The organism is Pseudomonas sp. CFBP13508, from assembly GCF_005233515.1.
GTDB classification, from domain to species: Bacteria; Pseudomonadota; Gammaproteobacteria; order Pseudomonadales; family Pseudomonadaceae; genus Aquipseudomonas; species Aquipseudomonas mercuritolerans.
The window spans coordinates 681,991-707,050 of the sequence record NZ_QFZZ01000003.1 but is presented as its reverse complement, the minus strand read 5'-3'; the positions used below and the strand labels follow the sequence as shown (position 1 = coordinate 707,050).

At 58.9% G+C, this 25,060-nt stretch carries 21 protein-coding genes; 13 read left to right on the top strand and 8 right to left on the bottom strand.

The window, feature by feature from the left end; all coding sequences use genetic code 11:
• Positions 1–14 precede the first annotated feature (14 nt).
• Positions 15–1,391, top strand: a complete 1,377-nt coding sequence (gene trkA / locus PspCFBP13508_RS11630) for a Trk system potassium transporter TrkA (RefSeq protein WP_016772381.1) — start codon at positions 15–17, stop codon at positions 1,389–1,391.
• 149 nt (positions 1,392–1,540) lie between these two features.
• Complete coding sequence (locus tag PspCFBP13508_RS11625) at positions 1,541–1,855, top strand: tetratricopeptide repeat protein (protein ID WP_137214504.1); 315 nt, start codon at positions 1,541–1,543, stop codon at positions 1,853–1,855.
• A 51-nt stretch (positions 1,856–1,906) separates the two neighbouring features.
• On the opposite strand, the gene PspCFBP13508_RS11620 is transcribed toward PspCFBP13508_RS11625, so the two are convergent.
• Together PspCFBP13508_RS11620 and PspCFBP13508_RS11615 are read right to left on the bottom strand one after the other, a co-directional pair.
• On the bottom strand, positions 1,907–2,794 hold the full coding sequence (locus PspCFBP13508_RS11620; protein WP_024014955.1) for a lysophospholipid acyltransferase: 888 nt from the start codon (positions 2,792–2,794) through the stop codon (positions 1,907–1,909).
• 41 nt (positions 2,795–2,835) lie between these two features.
• Positions 2,836–3,393, bottom strand: coding sequence for a DNA-3-methyladenine glycosylase I (locus PspCFBP13508_RS11615; protein WP_125916983.1), 558 nt, complete (start codon positions 3,391–3,393; stop codon positions 2,836–2,838).
• Positions 3,394–3,474: 81 nt separating this feature from the next.
• On the opposite strand from PspCFBP13508_RS11615, the gene glyQ reads away from it, so the two are divergent.
• The 4 genes from glyQ to PspCFBP13508_RS11595 all read left to right on the top strand — a co-directional run bounded on the left by glyQ (position 3,475) and on the right by PspCFBP13508_RS11595 (position 7,887).
• Complete coding sequence (glyQ, locus tag PspCFBP13508_RS11610; protein WP_137214502.1) at positions 3,475–4,428, top strand: glycine--tRNA ligase subunit alpha; 954 nt, start codon at positions 3,475–3,477, stop codon at positions 4,426–4,428.
• The gene (gene glyS / locus PspCFBP13508_RS11605) at positions 4,425–6,479 is read left to right on the top strand and encodes a glycine--tRNA ligase subunit beta (protein WP_137214501.1); all 2,055 of its coding nucleotides are present in this window, start codon (positions 4,425–4,427) and stop codon (positions 6,477–6,479) included. The genes glyQ and glyS overlap by 4 nt, the downstream gene beginning before the upstream one ends.
• 4 nt (positions 6,480–6,483) lie before the next feature.
• Positions 6,484–7,023, top strand: coding sequence for a D-glycero-beta-D-manno-heptose 1,7-bisphosphate 7-phosphatase (gene gmhB / locus PspCFBP13508_RS11600; protein WP_164488352.1), 540 nt, complete (start codon positions 6,484–6,486; stop codon positions 7,021–7,023).
• An 84-nt stretch (positions 7,024–7,107) separates the two neighbouring features.
• Positions 7,108–7,887 (top strand): lysophospholipid acyltransferase family protein, encoded by a 780-nt coding sequence (locus PspCFBP13508_RS11595; protein ID WP_137214499.1) that lies wholly within the window; start codon positions 7,108–7,110, stop codon positions 7,885–7,887.
• 170 nt (positions 7,888–8,057) lie between these two features.
• Here PspCFBP13508_RS11595 and PspCFBP13508_RS11590 read toward each other — a convergent pair whose 3' ends face one another.
• On the bottom strand, positions 8,058–9,593 hold the full coding sequence (locus tag PspCFBP13508_RS11590) for a HAMP domain-containing sensor histidine kinase (RefSeq protein ID WP_137214497.1): 1,536 nt from the start codon (positions 9,591–9,593) through the stop codon (positions 8,058–8,060).
• Between the two features lie 164 nt (positions 9,594–9,757).
• Between PspCFBP13508_RS11590 and PspCFBP13508_RS11585 the strand changes: the two genes are divergently transcribed.
• Both PspCFBP13508_RS11585 and PspCFBP13508_RS11580 read left to right on the top strand, forming a co-directional pair.
• A complete protein-coding gene (locus PspCFBP13508_RS11585; protein WP_137214494.1) occupies positions 9,758–10,477 on the top strand; it encodes a response regulator transcription factor in 720 nt (239 codons plus the stop codon).
• The gene (locus PspCFBP13508_RS11580) at positions 10,411–11,718 is read left to right on the top strand and encodes a glycosyltransferase (RefSeq protein WP_241669508.1); all 1,308 of its coding nucleotides are present in this window, start codon (positions 10,411–10,413) and stop codon (positions 11,716–11,718) included. The genes PspCFBP13508_RS11585 and PspCFBP13508_RS11580 overlap by 67 nt, the downstream gene beginning before the upstream one ends.
• A gap of 71 nt (positions 11,719–11,789) precedes the next feature.
• Here PspCFBP13508_RS11580 and gyrB read toward each other — a convergent pair whose 3' ends face one another.
• The 4 genes from gyrB to dnaA are packed head-to-tail and all read right to left on the bottom strand — an operon-like array spanning position 11,790 to position 17,997.
• Complete coding sequence (gene gyrB / locus PspCFBP13508_RS11575) at positions 11,790–14,207, bottom strand: DNA topoisomerase (ATP-hydrolyzing) subunit B (RefSeq protein ID WP_024014948.1); 2,418 nt, start codon at positions 14,205–14,207, stop codon at positions 11,790–11,792.
• A 5-nt stretch (positions 14,208–14,212) separates the two neighbouring features.
• A complete protein-coding gene (gene recF, locus PspCFBP13508_RS11570) occupies positions 14,213–15,316 on the bottom strand; it encodes a DNA replication/repair protein RecF (RefSeq protein ID WP_016772389.1) in 1,104 nt (367 codons plus the stop codon).
• A gap of 14 nt (positions 15,317–15,330) precedes the next feature.
• Entirely contained in the window at positions 15,331–16,434 is a 1,104-nt protein-coding gene (dnaN, locus tag PspCFBP13508_RS11565; protein ID WP_130911442.1) for a DNA polymerase III subunit beta, read from the bottom strand.
• A 39-nt stretch (positions 16,435–16,473) separates the two neighbouring features.
• On the bottom strand, positions 16,474–17,997 hold the full coding sequence (gene dnaA, locus PspCFBP13508_RS11560) for a chromosomal replication initiator protein DnaA (protein ID WP_137214493.1): 1,524 nt from the start codon (positions 17,995–17,997) through the stop codon (positions 16,474–16,476).
• Positions 17,998–18,563: 566 nt separating this feature from the next.
• Here dnaA and rpmH point away from each other — a divergent pair.
• From rpmH to mnmE, 5 genes are all read left to right on the top strand, one after another.
• Positions 18,564–18,698 (top strand): 50S ribosomal protein L34, encoded by a 135-nt coding sequence (gene rpmH / locus PspCFBP13508_RS11555; protein WP_003213577.1) that lies wholly within the window; start codon positions 18,564–18,566, stop codon positions 18,696–18,698.
• A gap of 16 nt (positions 18,699–18,714) precedes the next feature.
• Entirely contained in the window at positions 18,715–19,116 is a 402-nt protein-coding gene (gene rnpA, locus PspCFBP13508_RS11550; RefSeq protein WP_024014946.1) for a ribonuclease P protein component, read from the top strand.
• Positions 19,109–19,354 (top strand): membrane protein insertion efficiency factor YidD, encoded by a 246-nt coding sequence (gene yidD / locus PspCFBP13508_RS11545; protein WP_027901580.1) that lies wholly within the window; start codon positions 19,109–19,111, stop codon positions 19,352–19,354. Before rnpA ends, yidD begins: the two co-directional genes overlap by 8 nt.
• Before the next feature lie 2 nt (positions 19,355–19,356).
• On the top strand, positions 19,357–21,036 hold the full coding sequence (yidC, locus tag PspCFBP13508_RS11540; protein WP_071173916.1) for a membrane protein insertase YidC: 1,680 nt from the start codon (positions 19,357–19,359) through the stop codon (positions 21,034–21,036).
• An 81-nt stretch (positions 21,037–21,117) separates the two neighbouring features.
• Positions 21,118–22,485 (top strand): tRNA uridine-5-carboxymethylaminomethyl(34) synthesis GTPase MnmE, encoded by a 1,368-nt coding sequence (gene mnmE, locus PspCFBP13508_RS11535; protein ID WP_137214491.1) that lies wholly within the window; start codon positions 21,118–21,120, stop codon positions 22,483–22,485.
• 41 nt (positions 22,486–22,526) lie between these two features.
• On the opposite strand, the gene PspCFBP13508_RS11530 is transcribed toward mnmE, so the two are convergent.
• Positions 22,527–24,962, bottom strand: a complete 2,436-nt coding sequence (locus PspCFBP13508_RS11530) for a TonB-dependent siderophore receptor (protein WP_137214489.1) — start codon at positions 24,960–24,962, stop codon at positions 22,527–22,529.
• Between the last annotated feature and the right edge of the window lie 98 nt (positions 24,963–25,060).

The following is a 25,060-nucleotide window of genomic DNA, read 5'->3' as shown; positions in this document are numbered from 1 at the left end:
CATGGAGTGACTGGATGAAAATCATCATCCTCGGTGCGGGACAGGTCGGCGGTTCGCTGGCCGAACATCTGGCCAGCGAGGCCAACGACATCACTGTGGTCGACACCGATGGCGAGCGCCTGCGCGACCTCGGCGACCGCCTCGACATCCGCACCGTGCAGGGCCGGGGCTCGCTGCCGTCGGTGCTGCGTCAGGCCGGTGCCGACGACGCCGACATGCTGGTCGCGGTGACCAACAGCGACGAAACCAACATGGTCGCCTGCCAGGTCGCCCACACGCTGTTCCACACGCCGACCAAAATCGCCCGGGTGCGCGAAGCGTCGTACCTCAATCGCGAGGAACAGCTGTTCCAGAACGAAGCGATTCCGGTCGACGTGCTGATCAGCCCCGAGCAGGTCGTGACCAATTACATCAAGCGCCTGATCCAGCACCCCGGCGCGTTGCAGGTGATCGACTTCGCCGAAGGCGCGGCGCAACTGGTAGCGGTGCGCGCCTACTACGGCGGGCCGCTGGTCGGCCAGCAACTGCGCCAATTGCGCGAGCACATGCCGAACGTCGAAACCCGCGTCGCGGCGATCTTCCGCCGTGATCGGCCGATCCTGCCCCAGGGCGACACGGTGATCGAGGCCGATGACGAGGTGTTCTTCATCGCCGCCCGTGAGGACATTCGCGCGGTGATGAGCGAAATGCGCCGCCTCGACGAAACCTACAAACGCATTGTCATCGCCGGCGGCGGGCAGATCGGCGAGCGTCTGGCCGAGGCCATCGAAAGCCGTTATCAGGTGAAGATCATCGAGATGAGCCCGGCGCGTTGCCGCTACCTCTCCGACACCCTCGACAGTACCGTAGTGTTGCAGGGCAGTGCCTCGGACCGCGATCTGCTGCTGGAAGAGAACATCGCCGACGCCGATATCTTCCTCGCCCTGACCAACGATGACGAAGCCAACATCATGTCGTCGCTGCTGGCCAAACGGCTGGGGGCGAAGAAGGTCATGACGATCATCAACAACCCGGCCTATGTCGATCTGATCCAGGGCGGCGACATCGATATCGCCATCAGCCCGCAACTGGCGACCATCGGCACCTTGCTCGCCCACGTGCGTCGCGGCGATATCGTCAGCGTGCACTCACTGCGCCGCGGCGCGGCGGAAGCGATCGAGGCGATTGCCCACGGTGATGCGAAATCGAGCAAGGTCATCGGCAAGCCGATCGAGAAGATCGGCCTGCCGCCCGGCACCACCATCGGCGCGGTGATCCGCAATGAGAAGGTGATCATCGCCCACGACGACACGGTGATCGAAGCGGGCGACCACGTGATTCTGTTCCTTGTGGATAAAAAGCATATTCGCGATGTGGAGAAGCTGTTTCATGTGGGGTTGAGCTTTTTCTGACCTGAAAACAACGTTGCCCGTAATTGCCCCTTCGCGAGCAGGCTCGCTCCCACAGTGGAATGCATTCCAACTGTGGGAGCGAGCCTGCTCGCGAAAGCGGTCTGACAGACTCGCTGGTTCTCTGACGAACAATAGAAAGGAATCCGCCAATGCTCGAATCCCTGGAAAAAATGCTCGCCAAGGGTGTGGATAACGCTCTGCTGCGCTTCGGTCTGGGCAAGGGTTATCTGGACTTGGGTGAAAACGCCAAGGCTGCCGAGCATTTTCAGCGCTGTGTCGCATTCGATCCGAAATACTCGGCGGCGTGGAAGCTGCTGGGCAAGGCGCAGCTGGCGCAAGGCAATCACGCCGCTGCGCGTCAGGCCTGGGAACAGGGCCTGGAAGCGGCCCGCGCCCACGGTGACAAACAGGCCGAGAAGGAGATGACGGTATTCCTGAAAAAGCTCGAGCGGCAGACGCCTTAAGCTACAGATAGCGCAAAGCGTCTGCATTTACCGTCACCACATGGAGGCGGCTCAGTACCAGCGCGCCTCGCCCGGCGGACGCTTCTTGAAGCGTTTCATGCTCCACATGTACTGGCTCGGATACGCCGCAACATAACGTTCCACTACCTTGCTCATCGCCGCGCAGGACTCTGCGGTATCGGTGCTGTACATCGCTTCGGGCGCGGCTTCGAGAATGACTTTGTAGCCCGAGCCGTCAGGCAGGCGCAGGGCGTGCAGGAACACACCGACCGCTTTGCCGCCGGCCAACATGTTCGGCACGAATTTGCTGGTCAGTGCCTGAGTGGCGAAGAACGGCACGAAAATCCCGGCGGATTCGGCCGGTTCCGGGTCGGCGGGGATGCCCACAGCACCGCCCTTACGCACTTCCTTGATGACGCTGAGAATGCCTTCCTTGGTCGACGCTGCGACCTTGTTGCCCAGCTGCACGCGCTGTTTGCGCAGCAATTCATCCACTGCCTTGAGCTTCGGCGGACGGTAGAAAATGATCGGTTTGCACTGGCTGCAATAGAAGTGGTTGAGCACTTCCCAGTTGCCGAGGTGGCTGGTGATGCCGACCACGCCTTTGCCCGAGGCCAGCGCATCCTTGAGCACATCGAGGCCTTCGACTTCACGGACCAGATCGATCGAGCGCTGCGCCGGCCAGATCCACGCGCAGGCGCTTTCGGTCAGCGACTTGCCGATGTCCTTCAGACTCTGACCGACCAGACGCTCACGTTCGGCCGCATCCATCTGGGGAAAACACTTGGCGAGGTTGATCCGCACCACGTCGCGGGAACGGTTGGGGGTTTTCCACATGATCCAGCCGATCGCCGAACCCACGGCCTGCACGGCTCGCCATGGCAGCAGGGCAAACAGCCGCAGAGCGCCTACCAGCAAGGCGCCTTTAAACTTTTCCACAGGTCACTCCTGATCTTTGTGCTGTGCGCGAGGCGCGCATTCTAACCGGCGTTGGCGAGCTGCGCGTAGCGGTCGCAATCCTGGGTGTGGTCCATGACCATGCCCGAGGCCTGCATCAGCGCGTAGCAAATGGTCGGACCGACGAAGGTGAAGCCGGCTTTTTTCAGCGCCTTGCTCATCGCCAGCGCTTCGGGGGTGATCGCCGGGACTTCGCTGCGATCCTTGAAATGATTGATGATCGGTTGCTCGCCAACAAACGACCAGAGCAACGCCACCGGATCTTCCAGCGCCAGCCAGGCCTGAGCATTGCGCCGCGCAGCATTGAGTTTGAGGCGATTGCGGATGATGCCCGGGTCGAGCATGAGCTCGTCGATTTCGGCATCGCTCATCTGCGCCACGCGCTGCACGTCAAAGCCGAACAGCACCTCGCGATAGCGCTCACGTTTGCGCAACACCGTGATCCACGACAGCCCGGCCTGGAACCCTTCGAGCAAAAGCAACTCGAACAAACCCTGCGCATCGCGCAGCGGCGTGCCCCACTCCTGATCGTGATAAGCCATGTACAGCGGATCTTCGGTACACCAAAAGCAGCGTGGCATAAGGCTCCAGGGGGCGTGCGCAGCAACGAATCGGGTATACTCCCGCTCTTTAAATCGCAGCCCAAGAAACAGGTGAATTTCGTGAGCCAGCCTACGCCAGCCGTGCGTACCTTCCAAGACTTGATCCTCGCGCTCCAGCAATACTGGGCCGAGCAAGGTTGTGTGGTACTTCAGCCCTACGATATGGAAGTAGGCGCCGGCACTTTCCACACCGCGACCTTCCTGCGCGCCATCGGCCCGGAAACCTGGAACGCCGCTTACGTGCAGCCAAGCCGCCGTCCGACTGACGGCCGTTACGGCGAAAACCCGAACCGTCTGCAGCACTACTACCAGTTTCAGGTCGTGCTCAAGCCCAACCCGGACAACTTCCAGGAACTGTACCTGGGCTCGCTCAAGCATGTCGGCCTCGACCCGCTGGTGCACGACATCCGCTTCGTCGAAGACAACTGGGAATCGCCGACCCTCGGCGCCTGGGGTCTGGGCTGGGAAGTCTGGCTCAACGGCATGGAAGTCACCCAGTTCACCTACTTCCAGCAAGCGGGCGGCATCGAGTGCTACCCGGTGACCGGCGAGATCACCTACGGTCTCGAGCGTCTGGCGATGTACCTGCAAGGCGTCGATTCGGTCTACGACCTGGTCTGGGCTGACGGCCCGTTCGGCAAAGTCACCTACGGCGATGTGTTCCACCAGAACGAAGTGGAGCAGTCCACCTACAACTTCGAACACGCCAACGTCGACAAACTGTTCGAGCTGTTCGACTTCTATGAAAGCGAAGCCAAGCGCCTGATCGAACTCGACCAGCCGCTGCCGTTGCCGAGCTACGAAATGGTGGTGAAGGCGTCGCACACCTTCAACCTGCTGGATGCGCGCCGGGCGATCTCGGTGACTGCGCGTCAGCAATACATTCTGCGCGTGCGCACCCTGGCGCGTTCCGTTGCGCAAGCCTACCTGCTGGCACGCGCCAAGCTGGGCTTCCCGATGGCGACCCCGGATCTGCGTGACGAAGTACTGGCCAAGCTGGAGGCTGCACAATGAGTGCGCAAGATTTTCTGGTTGAACTGGGCACCGAAGAACTGCCACCCAAAGCCCTGAACACTTTGGCTGATGCGTTCCTCGCCGGTATCGACAAGGGCCTGCAAGCCGCCGGCCTGAGCTACGAAAGCAAAACCGTGTATGCCGCGCCACGTCGTCTGGCCGTGCTGATCACTGCGCTGGCTACTCAGCAGCCGGATCGCAGCATCAACCTCGATGGCCCGCCGCGTCAGGCCGCGTTCGACGCTGATGGCAATCCAACGCAAGCAGCTCTGGGCTTTGCCAAGAAGTGCGGCGTCGACTTGAGCGAGATCGACCAGAGCGGTCCGAAACTGCGCTACAGCCAAAACATCGCCGGCAAGCCGACCGCGAGCCTGCTGCCGACCATCGTCGAAGACTCGCTGAACGACCTGCCGATCCCGAAACGCATGCGTTGGGGTGCGCGCAAGGAAGAGTTCGTGCGTCCGACCCAGTGGCTGGTGATGCTGCTCGGTGACCAGGTCATCGACTGCACGATCCTCGCGCAGAAGGCTGGCCGTGAATCTCGTGGTCACCGTTTCCACCATCCGCAAGCCGTACGCATCGGTTCGCCGTCGAGCTACCTCGCCGACCTGCGTGCCGCTTACGTATTGGCCGATGCCAACGAGCGTCGCGAGATCATCAGCAAGCGCACCGAAGAGTTGGCCACCCGTCAGGAAGGCACCGCGATCGTGCCGCCGGCGCTGCTCGACGAAGTGACCGCGCTGGTCGAATGGCCGGTGCCGCTGGTGTGTTCGTTCGAGGAACGCTTCCTCAACGTTCCGCAGGAAGCACTGATCACCACCATGCAGGACAACCAGAAGTACTTCTGCCTGCTGGATGCCGACGGCAAGTTGCTGCCACGTTTCATTACCGTGGCCAACATCGAAAGCAAAGACCCGCAGCAGATCATCGCCGGTAACGAGAAAGTGGTGCGCCCACGCCTGACCGACGCCGAGTTCTTCTTCAAGCAGGACAAGAAGCAGAAGCTCGAAGAGTTCAACCTGCGCCTGCAGAACGTGGTGTTCCAGGAAAAACTCGGCAGCGTCTACGACAAGGCCGAGCGCGTATCGAAACTGGCCGCGTACATCGCCGCACGCATCGGCGGCAACGCCTCGTGGGCAGCCCGCGCAGGCCTGCTGTCGAAGTGCGACCTGGCCACCGAAATGGTCGGCGAGTTCCCGGAGATGCAAGGTGTCGCCGGTTACTACTACGCCCTCAATGACGGCGAGCCACAGGATGTCGCGCTGGCACTGAACGAGCAGTACATGCCACGCGGTGCCGGTGCCGAATTGCCAGCGACCCTGACCGGTGCAGCCGTCGCCATCGCCGACAAGCTCGACACTCTGGTCGGCATCTTCGGTATCGGCATGCTGCCAACCGGCAGCAAAGACCCGTATGCCCTGCGCCGTGCGGCACTGGGCGTGCTGCGTATCCTGATCGAGAAACAACTGGATCTGGACCTGAACGACGCCGTGGCTTTCGCGGTGAATGCGTTCGGCGGCAAGGTCAAGGCTGCCGGTCTCAACGAATCCGTGCTGGAATTTATCTTCGACCGCCTGCGTGCGCGTTATGAAGACGAAGGCGTCGACGTCGCCACTTACCTGTCGGTCCGTGCCCTCAAGCCGGGCTCGGCGCTGGACTTCGACCAGCGTGTGCAGGCGGTTCAGGCCTTCCGCAAACTGCCGGAAGCGGCAGCGCTGGCGGCGGTGAACAAGCGTGTGTCGAACCTGTTGAGCAAAGTCGAAGGCTCGGTACCGACCGTGGTCGAGGCCAAGTATTTCGACAACGCCAACGAGTTCTCGCTGTACTCGGCAATCCAGCAAGCGGATCAGGCGGTGCAGCCAATGGCCGCGGCGCGGCAGTACAACGAATCACTGGCGCGCCTGGCGGCCCTGCGCGAGCCGGTCGATGCGTTTTTCGACGCAGTGATGGTCAATGCCGACGATGCCAATGTGCGGGCCAACCGTTACGCGCTGCTGGCGCGTCTGCGTGGGCTGTTCCTCGGTGTTGCCGACATTTCGCTGCTGGGTTGAGGGATTGCTGTTGAAACTGCTGATTCTCGATCGTGACGGCGTGATCAATTATGACTCCGATGCCTACATCAAGTCGGTGGAGGAGTGGATTCCGCTGCCCGGCTCGATCGAAGCGATTGCGCAGTTGAGCAAGGCCGGCTGGACGGTGGCGGTGGCCACCAACCAGTCGGGCATTGCTCGCGGCTATTACGACCTCGCCACCCTCGAGGCCATGCACGCGCGCCTGCGCGAGCTGGTCGCGGAGCAGGGCGGTGAAGTTGGCTTGATCGTGTATTGCCCGCATGGCCCGGATGAGGGTTGCGATTGCCGCAAACCGAAACCAGGAATGTTGAAAACCATTGCCGAGCATTACACGGTGCCGTTGACCAACGTCTGGTTCGTCGGCGACAGCCTTGGTGACCTGGAGGCCGCCAAAGCCGTCGATTCACAGCCAGTTTTGGTGAAGACCGGGAAAGGCGAGAAGACTCAGGGCAAAACCCTGCCGGTTGGCACTCTGATTTTTGACGATCTGGCGGCGATTGCCGCAGAACTTATCCACAACTAGAGTACTTCTGAATTTCCTGGCCAAGGATTGCTCGGGAGTGCGCTTGAACAGTCGGGGCATTGCCCCGTAACGGTAACCGTCGCCATGTCGATACTGCGGGCCTTCAGAATCTTTGTTTTTTATCTGCTGCTGGGCACAACAGCGTTGCTGTGGTGCAGCCTGAGCTTTTTCATCGCGCCGTTTCTGTCCTTCAAGGCGCGCTATCGTTTCATCAACGTGTACTGGTGCCGTTGCGCCCTGTGGCTGACCAAGGTTTTCCTCGGCATCCGCTACGAAATCAAAGGCGCGGAGAACGTGCCGGACCGGCCCTGCGTGATTCAATCGAACCACCAGAGCACATGGGAGACGTTCTTTCTCTCCGCTTATTTCTCGCCATTGAGCCAAGTGCTCAAGCGCGAATTGCTCTACGTGCCGTTCTTCGGCTGGGCGATGGCCATGCTGCGCCCGATCGCCATTGACCGCGACAACCCGAAAGCCGCGCTCAAACAGGTCGCGGCCAAAGGCGATGAGCTGCTCAAGGACAACGTCTGGGTGCTGATTTTTCCGGAAGGGACACGAGTCCCGTACGGCACCGTTGGGAAGTTTTCCCGCAGTGGCAGTGCATTGGCTGTGAATGCGGCGCTTCCGGTGCTGCCGATTGCACACAATGCCGGCAAATTCTGGCCGAAAATCGGCTGGGGTAAACAGTCCGGAGTGATCACCGTGGTCATCGGCGAACCGATGTATGCCGAAGGCAGCGGGCCGCGCGCCATCGCTGATCTGAATGACCGTGTGCAGGCGTGGAACGAGAAAACCCAGCGCGAAATGGGCTCGCTGCCACCGGCGCCACAGGCACCGGCCGCGAGTGACCAACTGGCTGTCTGAATTTTGTGGATAACCTGTGTACGCTTTTGCTTCAAAAGACCGTAATTGTTTTCTAACTTGTTGATTTTAATCAATATTTATTAATCGATGAGTTGAACGAAATCCGTGCATAAGTTTTATTCGGATGTAAAAAAGCCGGCCGTTATAGCCGGTTTTTTTGTGCCCCTTTTTCATTCAGCAATCAGCGGCAACTCGATGCGGAATGTGGTTCCGGTATCGACCACGCTATGACATTCGATCGTCCCGCCATGATGGTCGATCACAGCCTTGACCATCGACAAACCCAGGCCCACGCCGTCGATGCCCTGAGCGGAGGAGAAACGCCGATACTGGCTGAACAGGTCAGGCAATTCATCGGCAGAAATCCCCTTGCCCTGATCGGTCAATTCGCAGCGCAGCCACTGTCCGTGACAACTGACCTTTAGTTGCACAGTGGTGTCTGCCGGGCTGTACTTGATCGCGTTCTCCAGCAGGTTGAACAGGGCGCGCGTCAGCAAACCCTGATCGGCCAGAAGCAGACGCTCCTGGCATTCTTCATCGACTTGATTCAACAGTTCGATATGTTTCTGCTGAGCGATGGGCAGGGCCTGATCGAGGACGTCCAATACCAGCATCGCGAACAATGTCGGGCGGAACTGGTAGGTCTCGGACTCAGCCCGCGCCAACAAGACGAAACCATCGGTCAGATCCAGCGCTCGGCGCACCTGACGCTCAATCTGCTCGAACAACGGCGCATCAGCGCCCGCCTGATGACGATGTACATCCAGCAGGGCGAGAATCGCCGAATGTGGCGCGCGCAGGTCATGGGAGAGAAAGCGCAGCAGAACGCCGCGCTGCTCCTCGGCCGCACGCTCGGCACTCAAATCCGTCAGGCTGAGGAGCCAACCGATCGGCGTATCGCCGTCGACCGGCAGCAGCGCTGCTCTTTCCAGGCGCAGGCTGCGCTCCTTGTGATCGCGAAATTCCAGCAGCGGCAGGGTGGCCAGCGGCGGTCGCGGCGCTGTGGACAACTCCGGATAGCCGAGCCGTGCCAGTTGATCGAGTACGTCATCGCCCACCAGCGGATCCTCGAACAGCTCGCGCGCCTTGCGATTGCCCAGCAGAATCTTGCCCTGCGGATCACTGATCAGCGTCGCCACCGGCAGGTATTCCAGGCCATCGGCAATGAACCGCCGGGTATCGCGGGTGCGGCTCATGGCTTGTTCGAGCGCCATGATCTGTCCCTGCAAACGGTCGGCACCGGTGAAGCGGGTCCGGCGTCGTTCCGGGAAGACTTTAGGTTCACTGTCCAGACGCGCCAGCTCCCAGCCGAAATAGGTCAGCACCACACTCAGGCGCCGCCAGTTCCAGATCAGGTAACCGAACAACATGCCCAGCGCTGCAGATGTGGGCGACCACCAGTAGCGGATCTCGGCGAGCAGGGCGCTGGCAATCAGCGTACAGGCCATACCGATCAAGGTGACCCACAGCGCCCAGCGCGGTCGCCACAGCAATAATCCCAGCACACAGGCGACCATTGCCACCGACAGCAGCGCGCCGAGCGCTGGCGACGGATTGTGCAAATTGATCTGGGCGCGATAAGACAACAAGGCAGTCAGTGGCAACAGCACTAGACTTATCCACAACCACTCGCGCACCAGCCGGCGGAACAGACGCTGGACCTGGCTCGGCTCACGACTTTCACGTCGGCGTTGAGGGTTACGCATAAGGCAAAGGGCAGGGCAGCGGGAATGGTTTCATAGGTCTCGGGTCTGAGGCGTAGACCCGAGGAATCATAGCGGACGTCGACCAGCGACGGGCCGCTTCTTTCATCGCGGCCGAGGAGTCGCTATTGTCGACATCCCAGCCCCAGCGACAAGGAACACCGCCGATGCGCGTTGCCATTCTGGACGACGAACCCGCCGAACTGCGCCGGGTCGAGCAAACCCTGGAGCAAATGGCCGAAGCTGGCGAACAGCCGTGGTCACTGCACAGCTTCGAGCGCGGCGAAGACTTGTTGCGCCAGTTGCGCCGGGAGACTTTCGACCTGCTGATCCTCGACTGGCAACTACCGGACCTGACCGGCTTGGCACTGCTACGCTGGACCCGCGAACACATGGACGCGCCACCCGTCGCAATCATGCTCACCAGCCGCGATGGCGAGAGCGATATCGTTCAAGCCCTGAACGCCGGTGCCGATGACTATGTCAGCAAGCCGTTTCGCCCCAATGAGTTGAAGGCGCGGGTGGCAGCGGTATTGCGTCGGCATAGCCAGCCGCGCAGCGCAGCGGGTGAAGTGCAGACGTTTCACGATCTGGTTTTCGACGACGCCGAACTGACCGTCACCCGTGAAGGCAAACCGATCCTCATGACCGAGCGCGAATACCGCCTGGCGCGATGTCTGTTCAGCAATCTGGGTCGGCCGCTGTCGCGGGACTATTTGTATGAGCGCTTCTGGCCGAACGAGGAGACGACATCCTCGCGACCACTGGATACGCACATCTACCGGCTGCGCAACAAGCTGGGGCTGACGGCGGATCGCGGTTGGCAGTTGCTGACGATTTATGGATATGGGTATCGGTTGGAGAGTGTGGCGACAGGGGGCGACTGAGCCACGACAATCGAAAAATTTATCAAACGATGAAAAAGGGTCTCAGGGAATTGACTGCTTATCACGAACAATCGAAACCTGCTGCCTCCATCGTGGTGTTCGAGGCCAGCGTTATCTCGGGTGACTGTGCCGAGGCTTTGCAGACCTTGGGTTTGAGCGTGACACCTGTGGCGCTGAATGAAGATAACGTCATGGCTCTGATGAGCATGCGGCCCGACTACGTGCTCACCATCAACTTCAATCAGTACATCAGTGAAGTCTGCGAACTGCTGAGAATTCCTTATCTGGCCTGGGTGATCGATACCCCGTGCTATCCGATCTATGACAAGGCGATCAATCATTCACACAGCTTTACTTTCATCTATGACGCGTCAGTTGCGCGCGGGTTGAGGCAGAGCGGGGTTCGGCAGGTCTATCATCTGCCGGTCGCTGCCAACCTGGAGCGCATTGATCAGATCGATTGTTTCTCGCAGGATTCGTCTTTTGGAAACGACATCAGTTTTGTCGCCAACCTGACCCGTACCGAATACCGGACTTCGATGTTGCCGCACCTTTCGCCGCAGACCGGCGAGCGGTGTCAGCGGCTGATCGACTTGCTAGATCAACCCGAGGGTTTCTTGAACCTGTCGGCGCAGTTGGGCGAAGAGCTTATCGGCACGATCAAGCAAGAGTCGAGCTACCCGCTGGTGGGCGATCACTATCTTTCGGTGGCGCAGAAGCTGGCTTACCTGCTGGGCAGAGAGCATTCGTGGCAAGAACGCATCGACGTTATTCAACAGCTTGAAGAACGCTTCAGGGTTGCCGTGTATGGCAATAATGAATGGCAAGCCCAAGTCCGCAGCTACGTCGGACATGCCGACCACTTCGCAGAGATGCCGGGGATTTTCCAGCGCTCGAAAATCAACCTCAACATCATCCGCTCGTTCGTGGAATCTGGCCTGCCGATGCGCGTGTTTGATGTGCTCAGCTGCGGCGGCTTCCTTGTCAGCAACGATAAGGATGACCTGCACAAGCTGTTCACCGATGGCAAAGATCTGGTGATCTATCGCGACACTCAGGATCTGATCGAAATTTGCGGCTATTACCTTGAGCACGATGAAGAGCGCAGGGCGATTGCCCGGCACGGGCGGGCAACATTGGCGCAAAATCATACCTTTGTGCAGCGCATGAGCGACATGCTGTCCACGGTGCAGAGTGAGCTGCGCGGTGAGCCGGGGGCGTTCAGCCGCTGGTATCACTGATCTCGTTCCCTCCGACATAAAAAACCCCGGCGCACTGGCCGGGGTTTTTATGGGCGGGCAAACAACAGGGATCAGAAATCCAGGTTGGAAACCGCCAAGGCGTTGCTCTCGATGAAGTCCCGGCGAGGTTCGACCGCATCACCCATCAGGGTGTTGAAGATCTGGTCTGCACCGATGGCGTCTTCGATGGTGACCTTCAGCATGCGCCGCACGCTTGGATCCATGGTGGTTTCCCATAGCTGATCCGGGTTCATTTCACCCAGACCCTTGTATCGCTGAATAGTGTGGCGCTTGGTGCTTTCGGCCATCAGCCAGTCAAGGGCTTCCTTGAACTCGGTAACGGCTTTCTTGCGTTCGCCACGCTGGATGTACGCGCCTTCGTCGAGCAGGGTGCTCAGCTGCGCGCCCAGGGTGACCACGGTTTTGTAGTCGTTGCTGCCGAAGAAGTCGCGGTTGAAGGTGACGTAGTTCGACAGGCCGTGGGAGATCAGTTCGACCTCTGGCAGCCAGACGCCACGTTCACGGTCTTCGCGCAGGCTGGCCTTGTAGACCAGGCCGGACTTCTCGTTGGTGCGCAGGCGGACTTCGTACTGGGCCAGCCACTCTTGCATCGCTGCGTGGTCGCCAAGGGTTTCCAGGCTGACGGCCGGCAGGTAGATGAAGTGCTCGGTCAGTTCCTGCGGGTACAGGCGCGACAGACGCTTGAGCGTCTTCATGACCATGCGGAAGTCATTCACCAGACGTTCCAGCGCTTCACCGGAAATGCCTGGGGCTTCTTCGTTCAGGTGCAGGCTGGCATCTTCCAGGGCCGACTGCGTCATGTACTCTTCCATGGCGTCGTCGTCTTTGATGTATTGCTCTTGCTTGCCTTTCTTGACCTTGTACAGCGGCGGCTGGGCAATGTAGATATAGCCTCGCTCGATCAGCTCCGGCAGTTGACGGAAGAAGAAGGTCAGCAGCAGGGTGCGGATGTGCGAACCGTCGACGTCAGCATCGGTCATGATGATGATGTTGTGATAGCGCAACTTGTCGATGTTGTACTCTTCGCGCCCAATGCCGCAGCCCAGCGCGGTGATCAGCGTGCCCACTTCCTGGGACGAGATCATCTTGTCGAAACGCGCTTTCTCGACGTTGAGGATCTTGCCCTTCAACGGCAGGATCGCCTGGGTCTTGCGGTTACGTCCCTGCTTGGCAGAGCCGCCCGCGGAGTCACCCTCCACCAGGTACAGTTCGGACAGCGCCGGGTCTTTTTCCTGGCAGTCCGCGAGTTTGCCCGGCAGGCCGGCGATGTCCAGTGCACCTTTGCGGCGGGTCATCTCACGAGCCTTGCGCGCCGCTTCACGGGCACGGGCGGCGTCGATCATTTTGCCGACCACCAGCTTGGCTTCGTTGGGGTTTTCCAGGAGGAAGTCGGAGAAATACTTGCCCATCTCCTGTTCCACCGCGGTCTTAACTTCGGAAGACACCAGCTTGTCTTTGGTCTGCGAGCTGAACTTCGGATCCGGCACCTTCACCGAAATGATCGCGGTGAGGCCTTCACGGGCATCGTCACCGGTGGTGGCGACTTTGTGCTTCTTCGCCAGACCTTCCTGTTCGATGTAGTTGTTCAGGTTACGCGTCAGCGCCGAGCGGAAGCCCACCAGGTGGGTGCCGCCGTCGCGCTGCGGGATGTTGTTGGTGAAGCACAACAGGTTCTCGTTGAAGCTGTCGTTCCACTGCAGGGCGATTTCCACGCCGATGCCGTCTTCACGCTGGATGTTGAAGTGGAATACCTGGTTGACCGCAGTCTTGTTGGTGTTCAGGTATTCAACGAACGCACGCAGGCCGCCTTCGTACTTGAAGAGCTCTTCCTTGCCGCTGCGCTCGTCCTTGAGGACGATGCCGACACCGGAGTTGAGGAAGGACAGTTCACGAATGCGCTTGGCCAGGATGTCCCAGCTGAAGTGAATGTTCTTGAAGGTTTCGCTGGACGCCTTGAAGTGGATCTGGGTACCAGTGGTTTCGCTGTCGCCAACGATGGCCATCGGTGCCTGAGGCACGCCGTGGACGTAGGTCTGTTCCCAGATCTTGCCACTGCGACGAACGGTCAGGACCAGCTCTTCGGACAGTGCGTTCACTACCGAAACACCTACACCGTGCAGACCGCCGGAAACCTTGTAGGAGTTGTCGTCGAACTTACCGCCAGCGTGGAGGACGGTCATGATGACCTCAGCGGCAGAAACGCCTTCCTCTTTATGCACGTCTACCGGGATGCCACGACCGTTGTCTTTAACGGTGATGGACTCGTCCGGGTGGATGATGATGCTGATGTCGTCGCAATGGCCGGCGAGGGCTTCGTCGATCGAGTTGTCGACCACCTCGAACACCATGTGGTGCAGACCGCTGCCATCGTCGGTGTCACCAATGTACATACCGGGACGTTTGCGTACGGCATCCAGGCCTTTCAGCACTTTAATGCTCGTTGAGTCGTACGTATTTTCTTCGCTCAATGCCTTCACTCCCGATGGTCGTGGGTCTGGGTGATACGGCCCTGTTCCACGTGGAACAAAGCGACTGGCGTTTCCGTCTGCCAGCCTTCCCTCAGTAATTCGTGATCTACACAGGTGATGAACACCTGGCAGCGTAAGTCTTCCAGCAAGCGGCACAGCGCGCGACGGTGGCTCTCGTCCAGCTCGGACGGCAAGTCATCCACCAGATAAATACACTGTCCGCGGCGGGCCTGGCTGACCAGGTGCCCTTGGGCAATCCGTAGCGCACAGACCACCAACTTCTGCTGACCCCGGGACAAGATGTCCGCGGCATTGTGTGCGCCCAATCTGAGACGCAAATCAGCTCGTTGCGGTCCGGCCTGGGTGTGCCCCATCTGCTGGTCCCGTTGCACGGAACCGGCGAGTACGGCGCTCAATTCGCGGTCCTTGTCCCAGCCTCGGTAATAGCTGAGCGTCAAACCCTCGAGCTCAACCAGTTCGCTCAAGGTCTGTTCGAAGACCGGTTTCAAGGCTGTGATGTAAGCGCGGCGGTATTCATCGATTTCAGCGCTGGCCTGGCACAGTTCCCTGTCCCAAACCGCTTGCGAAACGGCGTCAAGTGTACCATGCCGCAGCCAGGAGTTTCTCTGGCGCAGCGCCTTCTGCAAACGCTGCCAGGTGGCCATGAAACGCGGTTCAACGTGGAACACGCCCCAGTCGAGAAACTGCCGGCGGATCTTCGGCGCGCCCTCCAGCAGACGGAAGCTGTCCGGGTTGATCAACTGCAGCGGCAGGATCTCCGCCAGCTGCGCAGCGCTGCGGGCGTTCTGGCCATCGATGCGAATCTGGAACTCACCCTGACGGTCGCGAGAAATCCCCAGCGCACTGTGTCCGCCTTCAGCCAGCTCAACCTGACCAAATACCGTACAGGCGAGCTGTTCGTACTGAATGACCGGCAACAGCCGCGTGCTGCGAAACGAACGGGCAAGCCCCAGCAGATGAATGGCTTCCAGAACACTGGTTTTGCCGCTGCCGTTGGCGCCGTAAAGAATGTTGATGCGGGGGGAGGGGGAGAAGGTCACCGGGTGCAGATTGCGCACCGCGGTGACCGAAACACGACTTAACGACATTCAGGATCTGCTGATTACAGACGCATCGGCATGACAACGTAAGCCGAATCGTCATTGTCGGACTCTTGCACCAGCGCACTGCTGTTGGAGTCGGACAGGATCAGGCGAACCTGCTCGGTGGTCATCACGCCCAGCACGTCGAGCAGATAGCTGACGTTGAAGCCGATTTCCAGCGAGCCGCCGTTGTATTCAACGCCCACTTCTTCTTCCGCTTCTTCCTGCTCCGGGTTGTTGGCCTGGATCTTCAACTGACCGCTGGCCAGTTGCAGACGGATACCGCGGTACTTCTCGTTGGACAGAATCGCGGTACGGCTGAACGCTTCACGCAATGCCTGACGATCGCCGAGTACCAGTTTGTCGCCACCTTTCGGCAGTACGCGCTCGTAATCCGGGAATTTACCGTCGACCAGTTTCGAGGTGAAAGTGAACTCGCCCGTGGTGGCGCGGATGTGATGCTGGCCGAGGACGATGCTGACATTGCCCTCCGGCTCGGTGAGCAGACGCGCCAGCTCGAGGATACCTTTACGCGGCACGATTACCTGATGACGATCAGGCTGACCGATATCGGCCTGCATCGAGCACATCGCCAGACGGTGACCGTCGGTGGCCACGGCGCGGATCACACCAGCGGAAACTTCCAGCAACATGCCGTTGAGGTAATAACGCACGTCCTGCTGGGCCATGGCGAAGCTGGTGCGTTCGATCAGGCGACGCAGTTTGCTTTGCTCCAGGCTGCAAGTCAGCGAGCCCGGGCCTTCTTCAACAGTCGGGAAATCGTTGGCCGGCAGCGTCGACAGGGTGAAGCGGCTACGACCGGCCTTTACCACCAGTTTCTGCTCGTCGACCTTGATATCGATCAGCGCGTCGTTGGGCAGGCTTTTGCAGATGTCCATCAGCTTGCGCGCCGGCACGGTGATGGAACCGGTTTCGGCCGGCTCTTCGAGTTGCACACGACCGACCAGCTCGACTTCCAGGTCGGTACCGGTCAGCGACAGTTGCTGGCCTTCGACGACCAACAGCACGTTGGACAGTACCGGCAAGGTCTGTCGGCGCTCGACGACGCCTGCGACCAGTTGCAGGGGTTTCAACAGGGCTTCGCGTTGAATGGTGAAATGCATGGTCTCGTCCCTTGCCTTAATAAGCTGCGCTGGTGTTCATCAAGTGGTCAGTGTACGCAGCAGGTTCTTGTAGTCCTCGCGGATGTCCGCGTCGGATTCCTTAAGTTCGTTGATCTTGCGGCAAGCGTGCAACACGGTGGTGTGGTCGCGGCCGCCAAACACGTCGCCGATTTCCGGCAGGCTGTGGTTGGTCAGTTCCTTGGACAGCGCCATGGCCACCTGACGCGGACGTGCCACCGAGCGCGAACGGCGCTTGGACAGCAGGTCGGAGATCTTGATCTTGTAATACTCGGCGACTGTGCGCTGAATGTTATCCACAGAGACCAGTTTGTCCTGCAATGCCAACAGGTCTTTCAGGGACTCACGAATCAGCTCGATGGTGATGTCGCGACCCATGAAGTGCGAGTGGGCGATTACGCGTTTCAGCGCACCTTCCAGCTCACGGACGTTGGAGCGAATGCGCTGGGCAATGAAGAACGCGGCATCGTGAGGCAACTCGACTTTGGCCTGATCGGCCTTCTTCATCAGGATCGCCACGCGGGTTTCCAGTTCCGGCGGCTCGACCGCAACCGTCAGGCCCCAGCCGAAGCGGGATTTGAGGCGTTCTTCAAGGCCTTCGATTTCTTTCGGGTAGCGGTCACTGGTGAGAATGACCTGCTGACCACCTTCAAGCAACGCGTTGAAGGTGTGGAAAAACTCTTCCTGGGAACGCTCCTTGCGAGCGAAGAACTGAATATCGTCGATCAGCAAGGCGTCCACCGAACGGTAGAAACGCTTGAATTCGTTGATGGCGTTCAGTTGCAACGCCTTGACCATGTCGGCCACAAAGCGCTCGGAATGCAGGTATACGACCTTGGCATTCGGATTCTTCTTTAATAGATGGTTGCCCACCGCGTGCATCAAGTGGGTTTTACCCAAGCCGACGCCACCATAAAGGAAGAGCGGGTTGTAACCGTGCTTGGGATTGTCCGCCACCTGCCAGGCCGCCGCACGGGCGAGCTGGTTGGATTTACCTTCAACAAAATTCTCGAAGGTGAATGTGCGATTCAGGTAACTGGTGTGCTTGAGCGCACCTTCTACCTGCACGGTGCGCTGCTCCGCGCGAACCGGGGCCTGCTGCGAAGCGGCGCCGGCCATCGGGTCGAAGCTGTCGCGGGAAGGCTCTTCGCTGACTTCAGCGGCCTTTTGTGTGGAACGCTTGGCCGGAGCAGGGGCTGGCGTCGGTGCCGGATTGCTCGCTGGCACATTATTGGCCTGCGCCTGAGCAACCTGCGCGGCCGCCAGTGGTGCATTGGGTGCGGCGCGAGGTGCCGAGCTGCGTTTGCTGCCTATTAACAAGGACAGCGCCGGCGTCGAGCCATTGCCGCGCTCATCCAGCAGTTCAAGGACGCGGCCCAGGTACTTTTCGTTGACCCAGTCCAGCACGAAACGATTCGGTGCGTAGACGCGCAACTCGTCGCCTTCGGCTTCGACCTGTAGTGGACGGATCCAGGTGTTGAATTGTTGGGCAGGCAGCTCTTCGCGCAAAAGCTCCACGCACTGCTGCCAAAGTTCCACTGACACGGATATCCCCTAAGTTGAAAGCCGGTGAGGCAAAAACAAGCGGCCATTGTAGCGGCGAGCGATTCACTTATCCACATGCAGGTAGGTTCGTCACCATCATTTATCAACGCGTTAACGCATTAAAAGGCGACCAACGGCATGTGAATAAGCCCTGTGGATAAACGCCTCTGAGGGCACTGGACAACTAGGGGCTAAACCCGGTGGATAACCAGCCTGTGGATAACAGCCCATTCCACGCACAGCTTATCCGATAGCGCAGCACAGGCTGAACACGGTTTTCCACCGTAGTTGTCATTCTCTGTACAGCCCGTGGAATAAGGCACCATGGCAGTTATCCACAGAAGATGGCGTGTCTAGCTTTTACAAGCTTTACAGAAAAGCTTTAAATAATTCCCTTCTTTATTTCTATATCTGGCGGACAGGCTTTCAAGCTAAAACCGTGCCCGGATCTATTTATAAGGAAACGCTGGTTGGAAATTGACCTGAAGGCTTGCTTTCTCTAGAATCCCCGGTCTCTTAAAACGGGGGCCATTCCGGCCCGTTGTGGACGAACCAGGTAACACGACATGAAACGTACTTTCCAACCAAGCACTATCAAACGCGCTCGTACCCACGGTTTCCGTGCTCGCATGGCTACCAAGAACGGCCGCGCAGTCCTGTCGCGTCGTCGCGCCAAAGGTCGTGCGCGTCTGGCAGTTTGATAATCCGGTACTGGAGGTGAGTCAGGACTTCAGTCGGGAAAAGCGTCTGCTTACCCCCCGGCATTTCAAGGCAGTCTTTGACTCCCCTACCGGCAAGGTTCCGGGGAAAAATCTCCTGCTCCTTGCACGCAACAACGATCTTGATCACCCCCGTCTCGGGCTGGTTATCGGGAAAAAGAGCGTAAAGCTCTCCGTTGAGCGCAATCGCCTCAAACGTCTGATGCGCGAATCGTTCCGTCTGCACCAGGATTCACTGGTCGGCTGGGACATCGTTATCGTCGCGCGCAAAGGTTTGGGTGATGTAGAAAACCCCGAATTGATTCAGCATTTCGGCAAACTCTGGAAGCGTCTGGCACGCAACAAGCCCGTTCCGGCAGTCAAAACCGAAACTGTAGGGGTAGACAGTACCGATGCGTAAACTGGCCCTCGTTCCGATCCAGTTTTATCGCTATGCCATTAGTCCTTTAATGGCCAGCCACTGTCGCTTCTACCCCAGTTGTTCCTGCTACGCGTATGAAGCCATTGAAAATCATGGCCTTCTGCGCGGTGGCTGGCTGACCTTTCGTCGTTTAGGTCGCTGTCATCCGTGGAATCCCGGTGGTTATGACCCGGTTCCACCTGTCCCTACCTCCCGTTCTTCTTCGATGGCCGAGTAATCATGGATATCAAACGCACGATCCTGATCGTCGCCCTGGCAATCGTGTCCTACGTCATGGTTCTTAAATGGAACCAGGATTATGGCCAGGCTGCCCTGCCGACTCAGAATGTTGCTTCCAGTACGACTACATCCGGTTTGCCGGACACCGCCACTGGCACAAATGCCGCCAGTGACGATATTCCGCGCGCCGCCAGCGATACCAGCGCACCTGCCGAAACGCCGGTCGCCGCCAGCAAGGATCTGATTCAGGTCAAGACCGATGTGCTCGATCTGGCGATCGATCCACAGGGTGGCGATGTTGCGCAACTGACTCTGCCTCTGTATCCACGTCGTCAGGATCGTCCTGATGTGCCGTTCCAGCTGTTCGATAACGGCGGCGAACGTGTGTATCTGGCGCAAAGCGGTCTGATCGGTACCAACGGCCCGGATGCAAACCCGGCCGGTCGTCCGGTTTATTCCTCGGAGAAGAAGGTTTACCAACTGGCTGACGGTCAGGATCAACTCGTCGTTGACCTGAAATTCAGCAAGGACGGCGTCAACTACATCAAGCGTTTCACCCTGAAACGTGGCCTGTACGACGTCGCTGTCTCCTACATTGTGGATAACCAGAGCGCTCAGCCCTGGAACGGCGCAATGTTTGCCCAGTTGAAGCGCGACGCCAGCGCTGATCCGTCGTCGACCACTGCTACCGGCACCGCGACTTACCTGGGCGCTGCCCTGTGGACAAGTTCCGAGCCGTACAAGAAAGTGTCGATGAAGGACATGGACAAGGCGCAGCTCAAGGAAACCGTCACCGGTGGTTGGGTTGCCTGGCTGCAGCACTACTTCGTGACTGCGTGGATTCCGGCCAAGGGCGAAAACAACATCGTCCAGACCCGTAAAGACAGCAAAGGCAACTACATCATCGGTTACACCGGTCCTACCTTGACCGCTGCTCCAGGTGCAAAAGTTGAAACCAGCGCTGTGCTGTACGCCGGTCCGAAAAGCCAGGCTGTACTGAAAGAGTTGTCCCCAGGTCTGGAATTGACCGTCGACTACGGCATTCTGTGGTTCATTGCCCAGCCGATCTTCTGGCTGCTGCAACATATCCACGCCATTGTCGGTAACTGGGGCTGGTCGATCATCTTCCTGACCATGCTGATCAAAGGGATCTTCTTCCCGCTGTCGGCCGCCAGCTACAAATCGATGGCGCGCATGCGTGCCGTGGCACCGAAACTGGCTGCGCTGAAAGAGCAACATGGCGATGACCGGCAGAAAATGTCGCAAGCCATGATGGAGCTGTACAAGAAAGAGAAGATCAATCCACTGGGCGGCTGCTTGCCGATCCTCGTGCAGATGCCGGTCTTCCTTTCGCTGTACTGGGTTCTGCTGGAAAGCGTGGAGATGCGCCAGGCGCCGTTCATGCTGTGGATCACTGACCTGTCGATCAAGGATCCGTTCTTCATTCTGCCGATCATCATGGGCGCAACCATGTTCATCCAGCAGCAGTTGAACCCGACTCCTCCGGATCCTATGCAGGCGAAAGTGATGAAAATGATGCCAATCATCTTCACCTTCTTCTTCCTGTGGTTCCCTGCTGGTCTGGTGCTGTACTGGGTTGTGAACAACTGCCTGTCTATTGCACAACAGTGGTACATCACGCGTAAGATCGAAGCGGCGACGAAAAAAGCCGAGGCGTAACTTGCACTGTGGATAACACCACTCAAAACGCCCCCTAGTGGGGCGTTTTGCTATCTGCCACTTTTGTCTGGATGCCGCTTTATGAGCACACCCCGTGAAACCATTGCCGCTGTCGCCACTGCTCAAGGGCGCGGCGGTGTGGGCATCGTCCGTATTTCCGGGCCGCTGGCCAGCGTGGCGGCAAAAACCATAAGCGGCCGTGAACTGAAACCGCGATACGCCCATTACGGGCCGTTTTTCAGTGACGACCAGCAGGTGCTGGATGAAGGTCTGGCTCTGTATTTTCCGGGGCCGAACTCGTTTACCGGCGAAGACGTCCTGGAATTGCAGGGCCACGGTGGCCCGATCGTGCTGGACATGTTGCTCAAGCGTTGCTTGGAATTGGGTTGTCGTCTGGCCCGTCCGGGGGAATTCAGCGAGCGCGCTTTCCTCAACGACAAACTCGATCTGGCCCAGGCCGAGGCAATCGCCGATTTGATCGAAGCCAGTTCTGCACAGGCTGCGCGCAATGCGCTGCGTTCATTGCAGGGTGCGTTTTCCCAGCGTGTGCATAACTTGACCGAACAATTGATTGGTCTACGCATCTACGTCGAAGCGGCGATCGACTTCCCGGAAGAGGAAATCGACTTCCTCGCCGATGGCCATGTGCTGAGCATGCTCGACAAAGTCCGCGACGAGTTATCCACAGTACTGCGCGAAGCCGGGCAGGGGGCTTTGTTGCGCGATGGCATGACCGTGGTAATAGCTGGTCGGCCGAATGCCGGTAAATCCAGCCTGTTGAATGCCTTGGCTGGTCGAGAAGCGGCCATCGTTACCGAAATCGCCGGCACCACGCGGGATATCCTGCGCGAACATATCCACATCGACGGCATGCCGTTGCACGTTGTCGATACAGCAGGCCTGCGGGACACAGACGATCATGTGGAAAAGATCGGTGTGGAACGGGCATTGAAAGCCATTGGTGAAGCGGATCGGGTTTTACTGGTGGTCGATGCGACCGCACCAGAGGCACGGGATCCTTTTGCCTTGTGGCCAGAATTCCTCGAGTCTAGACCGGATCCGGCGAAAGTCACCCTGATCCGGAACAAAGCCGATCTGACCGGTGAAGCGGTTTCTCTGGAAACCAGTGACGACGGCCACGTGACCATCAGTCTCAGCGCCAAGTCCGCCGAAGGCCTTGACCTGCTGCGTGATCACCTCAAGGCTTGCATGGGTTACGAGCAGACGTCGGAGAGCAGCTTCAGCGCACGTCGTCGGCATCTGGAAGCACTGCGCCACGCCAGCGCGGCACTGGAACATGGCCGCGCGCAACTGACCCTGGCCGGGGCAGGCGAATTGCTCGCCGAAGATCTGCGCCAGGCTCAGCACTCACTGGGTGAAATTACCGGTGCATTCAGCTCAGATGACTTGCTGGGGAGGATTTTCTCCAGCTTCTGCATCGGCAAATAAAAGAAGGGGCTGTGGATAATTCACCCACAGCCCCTTTTTGTTCACCAGTTATAGGACACCGTACCGAGCAGCGTGCGGTCTTCGCCCCAATAGCAACGGCCGGCATCGTTGCATCCCGACACATATTCCTTGTCGAACAGATTCTTCGCGTTCAGATCGACACTCCAGTGTGTATCAATCTGGTAACCAACAGCCGCATCGACCAACGTCACGTCGCCGGCATCCAGCTTTCCGTATAACGAAGGCGAGGTGTAGGCAAACGCACTGTCGAAATAACGCACACCACCGGCCACATACAAACCTTTCAGATCACCATCGAGGAAGCGATATTTCGCCCAGACCGAAGCCTGATTGCGGGGCACGCCGGTCATTTGATGGCCTTTGACCAGCGACGTCGGCGCATCCTTGGTGATTTTGGCGTCGGTGTAGGTATAAGCCGCCGTGACATTGAGGTTCTGCGTCAGGTTGCTGTTTAGTTCCAGCTCGACGCCCTTGGCGCGGCTTTCACCCACTTGGCGATAGGTCGAAGTCGTTGCATCGAAATAGGTGTCGTCCTTCTTGCGCAGGTCATATACCGAAGCGGTGAACGCGGTGTCCCAGCCGATCGGTTCGTACTTCAAACCCACTTCGTACTGGCTGCTGGTGATCGGATCAAGCGGCGCTCCGGCGTTGGAAATCTGCTGCACCGGCACGAACGCCGTGGAGTAGCTGACATACGGCGTCATGCCGTTGTCGAACTGATACATCACGCCGCCCTGATAGGTGAACTTCTTGTCCTCGGAGCTGATGTTGCTGCCTCGGGCCACCTTGTCGCGGAAGTCACTGTCGACCCAGTCCTGGCGACCGCCGAGCAGAAACAGCCAGTTGTCGTACTTGCTCTGGATCTGTGCATAAACACCTTTCATCTGCTGCTCAAGCAAAGTGTTCTGCACAGCGATCGGAGTGGTCGGATCACGCAGGTAGACCGGGTTATACACATTGATCGGCCCGACAACGCCGGCATTCCAGTCCTGATTGAACGAGGTGCGATCGTAGCTGGCGCCGAACAGCACGGTGTTTTCCAGCTCGCCTGCCTCGAACTTGCCTTCCAGCTGGTTATCCAGCGAATACACCATGGATTTGTTGAAGCGATCGTAGGCGGTCACGTTCAACCGCGTGCCGAAACCGGCGTTGTTCAGATTGCCCGGCCAGGTTTCGTGGCGGGTGATGCGCGACTGCATGTAGCGCGAGTTCTGGCGGAACTGCCAGTCATCGTTGAACGAGTGGCTGAACTCGTAGCCGGTGCTCCAGGTTTCCCGTTCGAAGGTATTCCAGTCCGGGTCACCGAGCATGGTGTCTTTGGATAGCTGGCCGTTGGGATTGCTCAGCAACGTGCCGGCGGCCGGCAGGCCAAGCTCCATGTTGGTGTGGTCTTTCTGATAGTTGGCCAGCAGCGTCAGCGTATTGAAATCGTCGAAATTCAGGGTCAGCGAAGGGGCGATATAAATACGGTCGTCAGGCACGTGATCGGTCTGGGTATCGGATTTGCGCCCCAGCATCACCACGCGTCCGAGAACGTTGCCGCTGTCATTGAGCGGGCCGGAGACATCTACGCCGATTTGCCGGTGATTGTTCGAGCCATAGCCCAGTTGCACTTCACCCTGAGGCGCGGCGGTCGGGCGTTTGCTGACCAGATTGACCAGACCGCCTGGCGCATTTTCGCCATACAGCAGCGAAGACGGGCCACGGAACACCTCGACCCGCTCAAGTCCGTACGGCTCGGTGCTGGTGTCATAGCGATTGCCCTGCACGCGCAGTCCATCGCGCAGCAAACCGTAGCCGTAATCGGTGGCGTTGAAACCACGGATATAGAACAGGTCGCCAGCCAAGCTGTCGCCGGCGGCAAAAGGTGGGGCGAAGATCCCCGGCACGTAGCCGAGTACGTCGGTGAGTGTCTGGGATTTCTGATCCTTGATCCGCTGGCCGGTCACCACTGACACCGAACGCGGTGTTTCCGACAGCGGCGTACTGGTTTTCGTACCGATCCGGCTGTTTTGCGCCTTGTAGCCGACGTCGGCGGCGTAATCGAGATTCATTGGATTGCCCAACTGCGCATTGATGTTGGTCGGCGCCAGTTCCAGGGAGTCACCGTTGGGCACGTTCTGCAGAATGTAACTGCCGGGTGCTTGTGGCACTGCCTGTAAACCCGAGCCTTGCAGCAGTTGAGCGAATCCTTGTTCGACGCTGTAGTCACCGTTCAACCCGGCACTGCGCAGGCGGCTGGTCTGTTGCGGCGAGAACGACAGAATTACATTGGCGGCAGCGGCGAACTGGCTCAAGGCACTATCCAGCGGGCCGGCGGCAATGGCGAAGCGCTGGGATGTCGACGCCGCGAAGGCGCTGTTGCTGATCACCAGACAGGACGCAGCGCTGGCCATCAATAAGCTGTAGGCAATGCAATGAGGAGAAAAACGCTGACGGAACGTGGGAAGACGCATGTGTGGATTAGCCCTGAAGGTGGCGAAGAGCCGCGTTGATCGCGATTACCTGTAGGGCCGGACCAGGGCGAAAAAAGATAACCCTGTTTGCGATTATT

Bases quoted from the DNA above. Each gene is read 5' to 3' on its own strand.
- trkA (WP_016772381.1), top strand. From the start codon at position 15: ATGAAAATCATCATCCTCGGTGCGGGACAGGTCGGCGGTTCGCTGGCC.
- PspCFBP13508_RS11625 (WP_137214504.1), top strand. From the start codon at position 1,541: ATGCTCGAATCCCTGGAAAAAATGCTCGCCAAGGGTGTGGATAACGCT.
- PspCFBP13508_RS11615 (WP_125916983.1), bottom strand. From the start codon at position 3,393: ATGCCACGCTGCTTTTGGTGTACCGAAGATCCGCTGTACATGGCTTAT.
- glyS (WP_137214501.1), top strand. From the start codon at position 4,425: ATGAGTGCGCAAGATTTTCTGGTTGAACTGGGCACCGAAGAACTGCCA.
- PspCFBP13508_RS11595 (WP_137214499.1), top strand. From the start codon at position 7,108: ATGTCGATACTGCGGGCCTTCAGAATCTTTGTTTTTTATCTGCTGCTG.
- PspCFBP13508_RS11590 (WP_137214497.1), bottom strand. From the start codon at position 9,593: ATGCGTAACCCTCAACGCCGACGTGAAAGTCGTGAGCCGAGCCAGGTC.
- PspCFBP13508_RS11585 (WP_137214494.1), top strand. From the start codon at position 9,758: ATGCGCGTTGCCATTCTGGACGACGAACCCGCCGAACTGCGCCGGGTC.
- recF (WP_016772389.1), bottom strand. From the start codon at position 15,316: ATGTCGTTAAGTCGTGTTTCGGTCACCGCGGTGCGCAATCTGCACCCG.
- dnaN (WP_130911442.1), bottom strand. From the start codon at position 16,434: ATGCATTTCACCATTCAACGCGAAGCCCTGTTGAAACCCCTGCAACTG.
- rpmH (WP_003213577.1), top strand. From the start codon at position 18,564: ATGAAACGTACTTTCCAACCAAGCACTATCAAACGCGCTCGTACCCAC.
- yidD (WP_027901580.1), top strand. From the start codon at position 19,109: ATGCGTAAACTGGCCCTCGTTCCGATCCAGTTTTATCGCTATGCCATT.
- yidC (WP_071173916.1), top strand. From the start codon at position 19,357: ATGGATATCAAACGCACGATCCTGATCGTCGCCCTGGCAATCGTGTCC.
- mnmE (WP_137214491.1), top strand. From the start codon at position 21,118: ATGAGCACACCCCGTGAAACCATTGCCGCTGTCGCCACTGCTCAAGGG.
- PspCFBP13508_RS11530 (WP_137214489.1), bottom strand. From the start codon at position 24,962: ATGCGTCTTCCCACGTTCCGTCAGCGTTTTTCTCCTCATTGCATTGCC.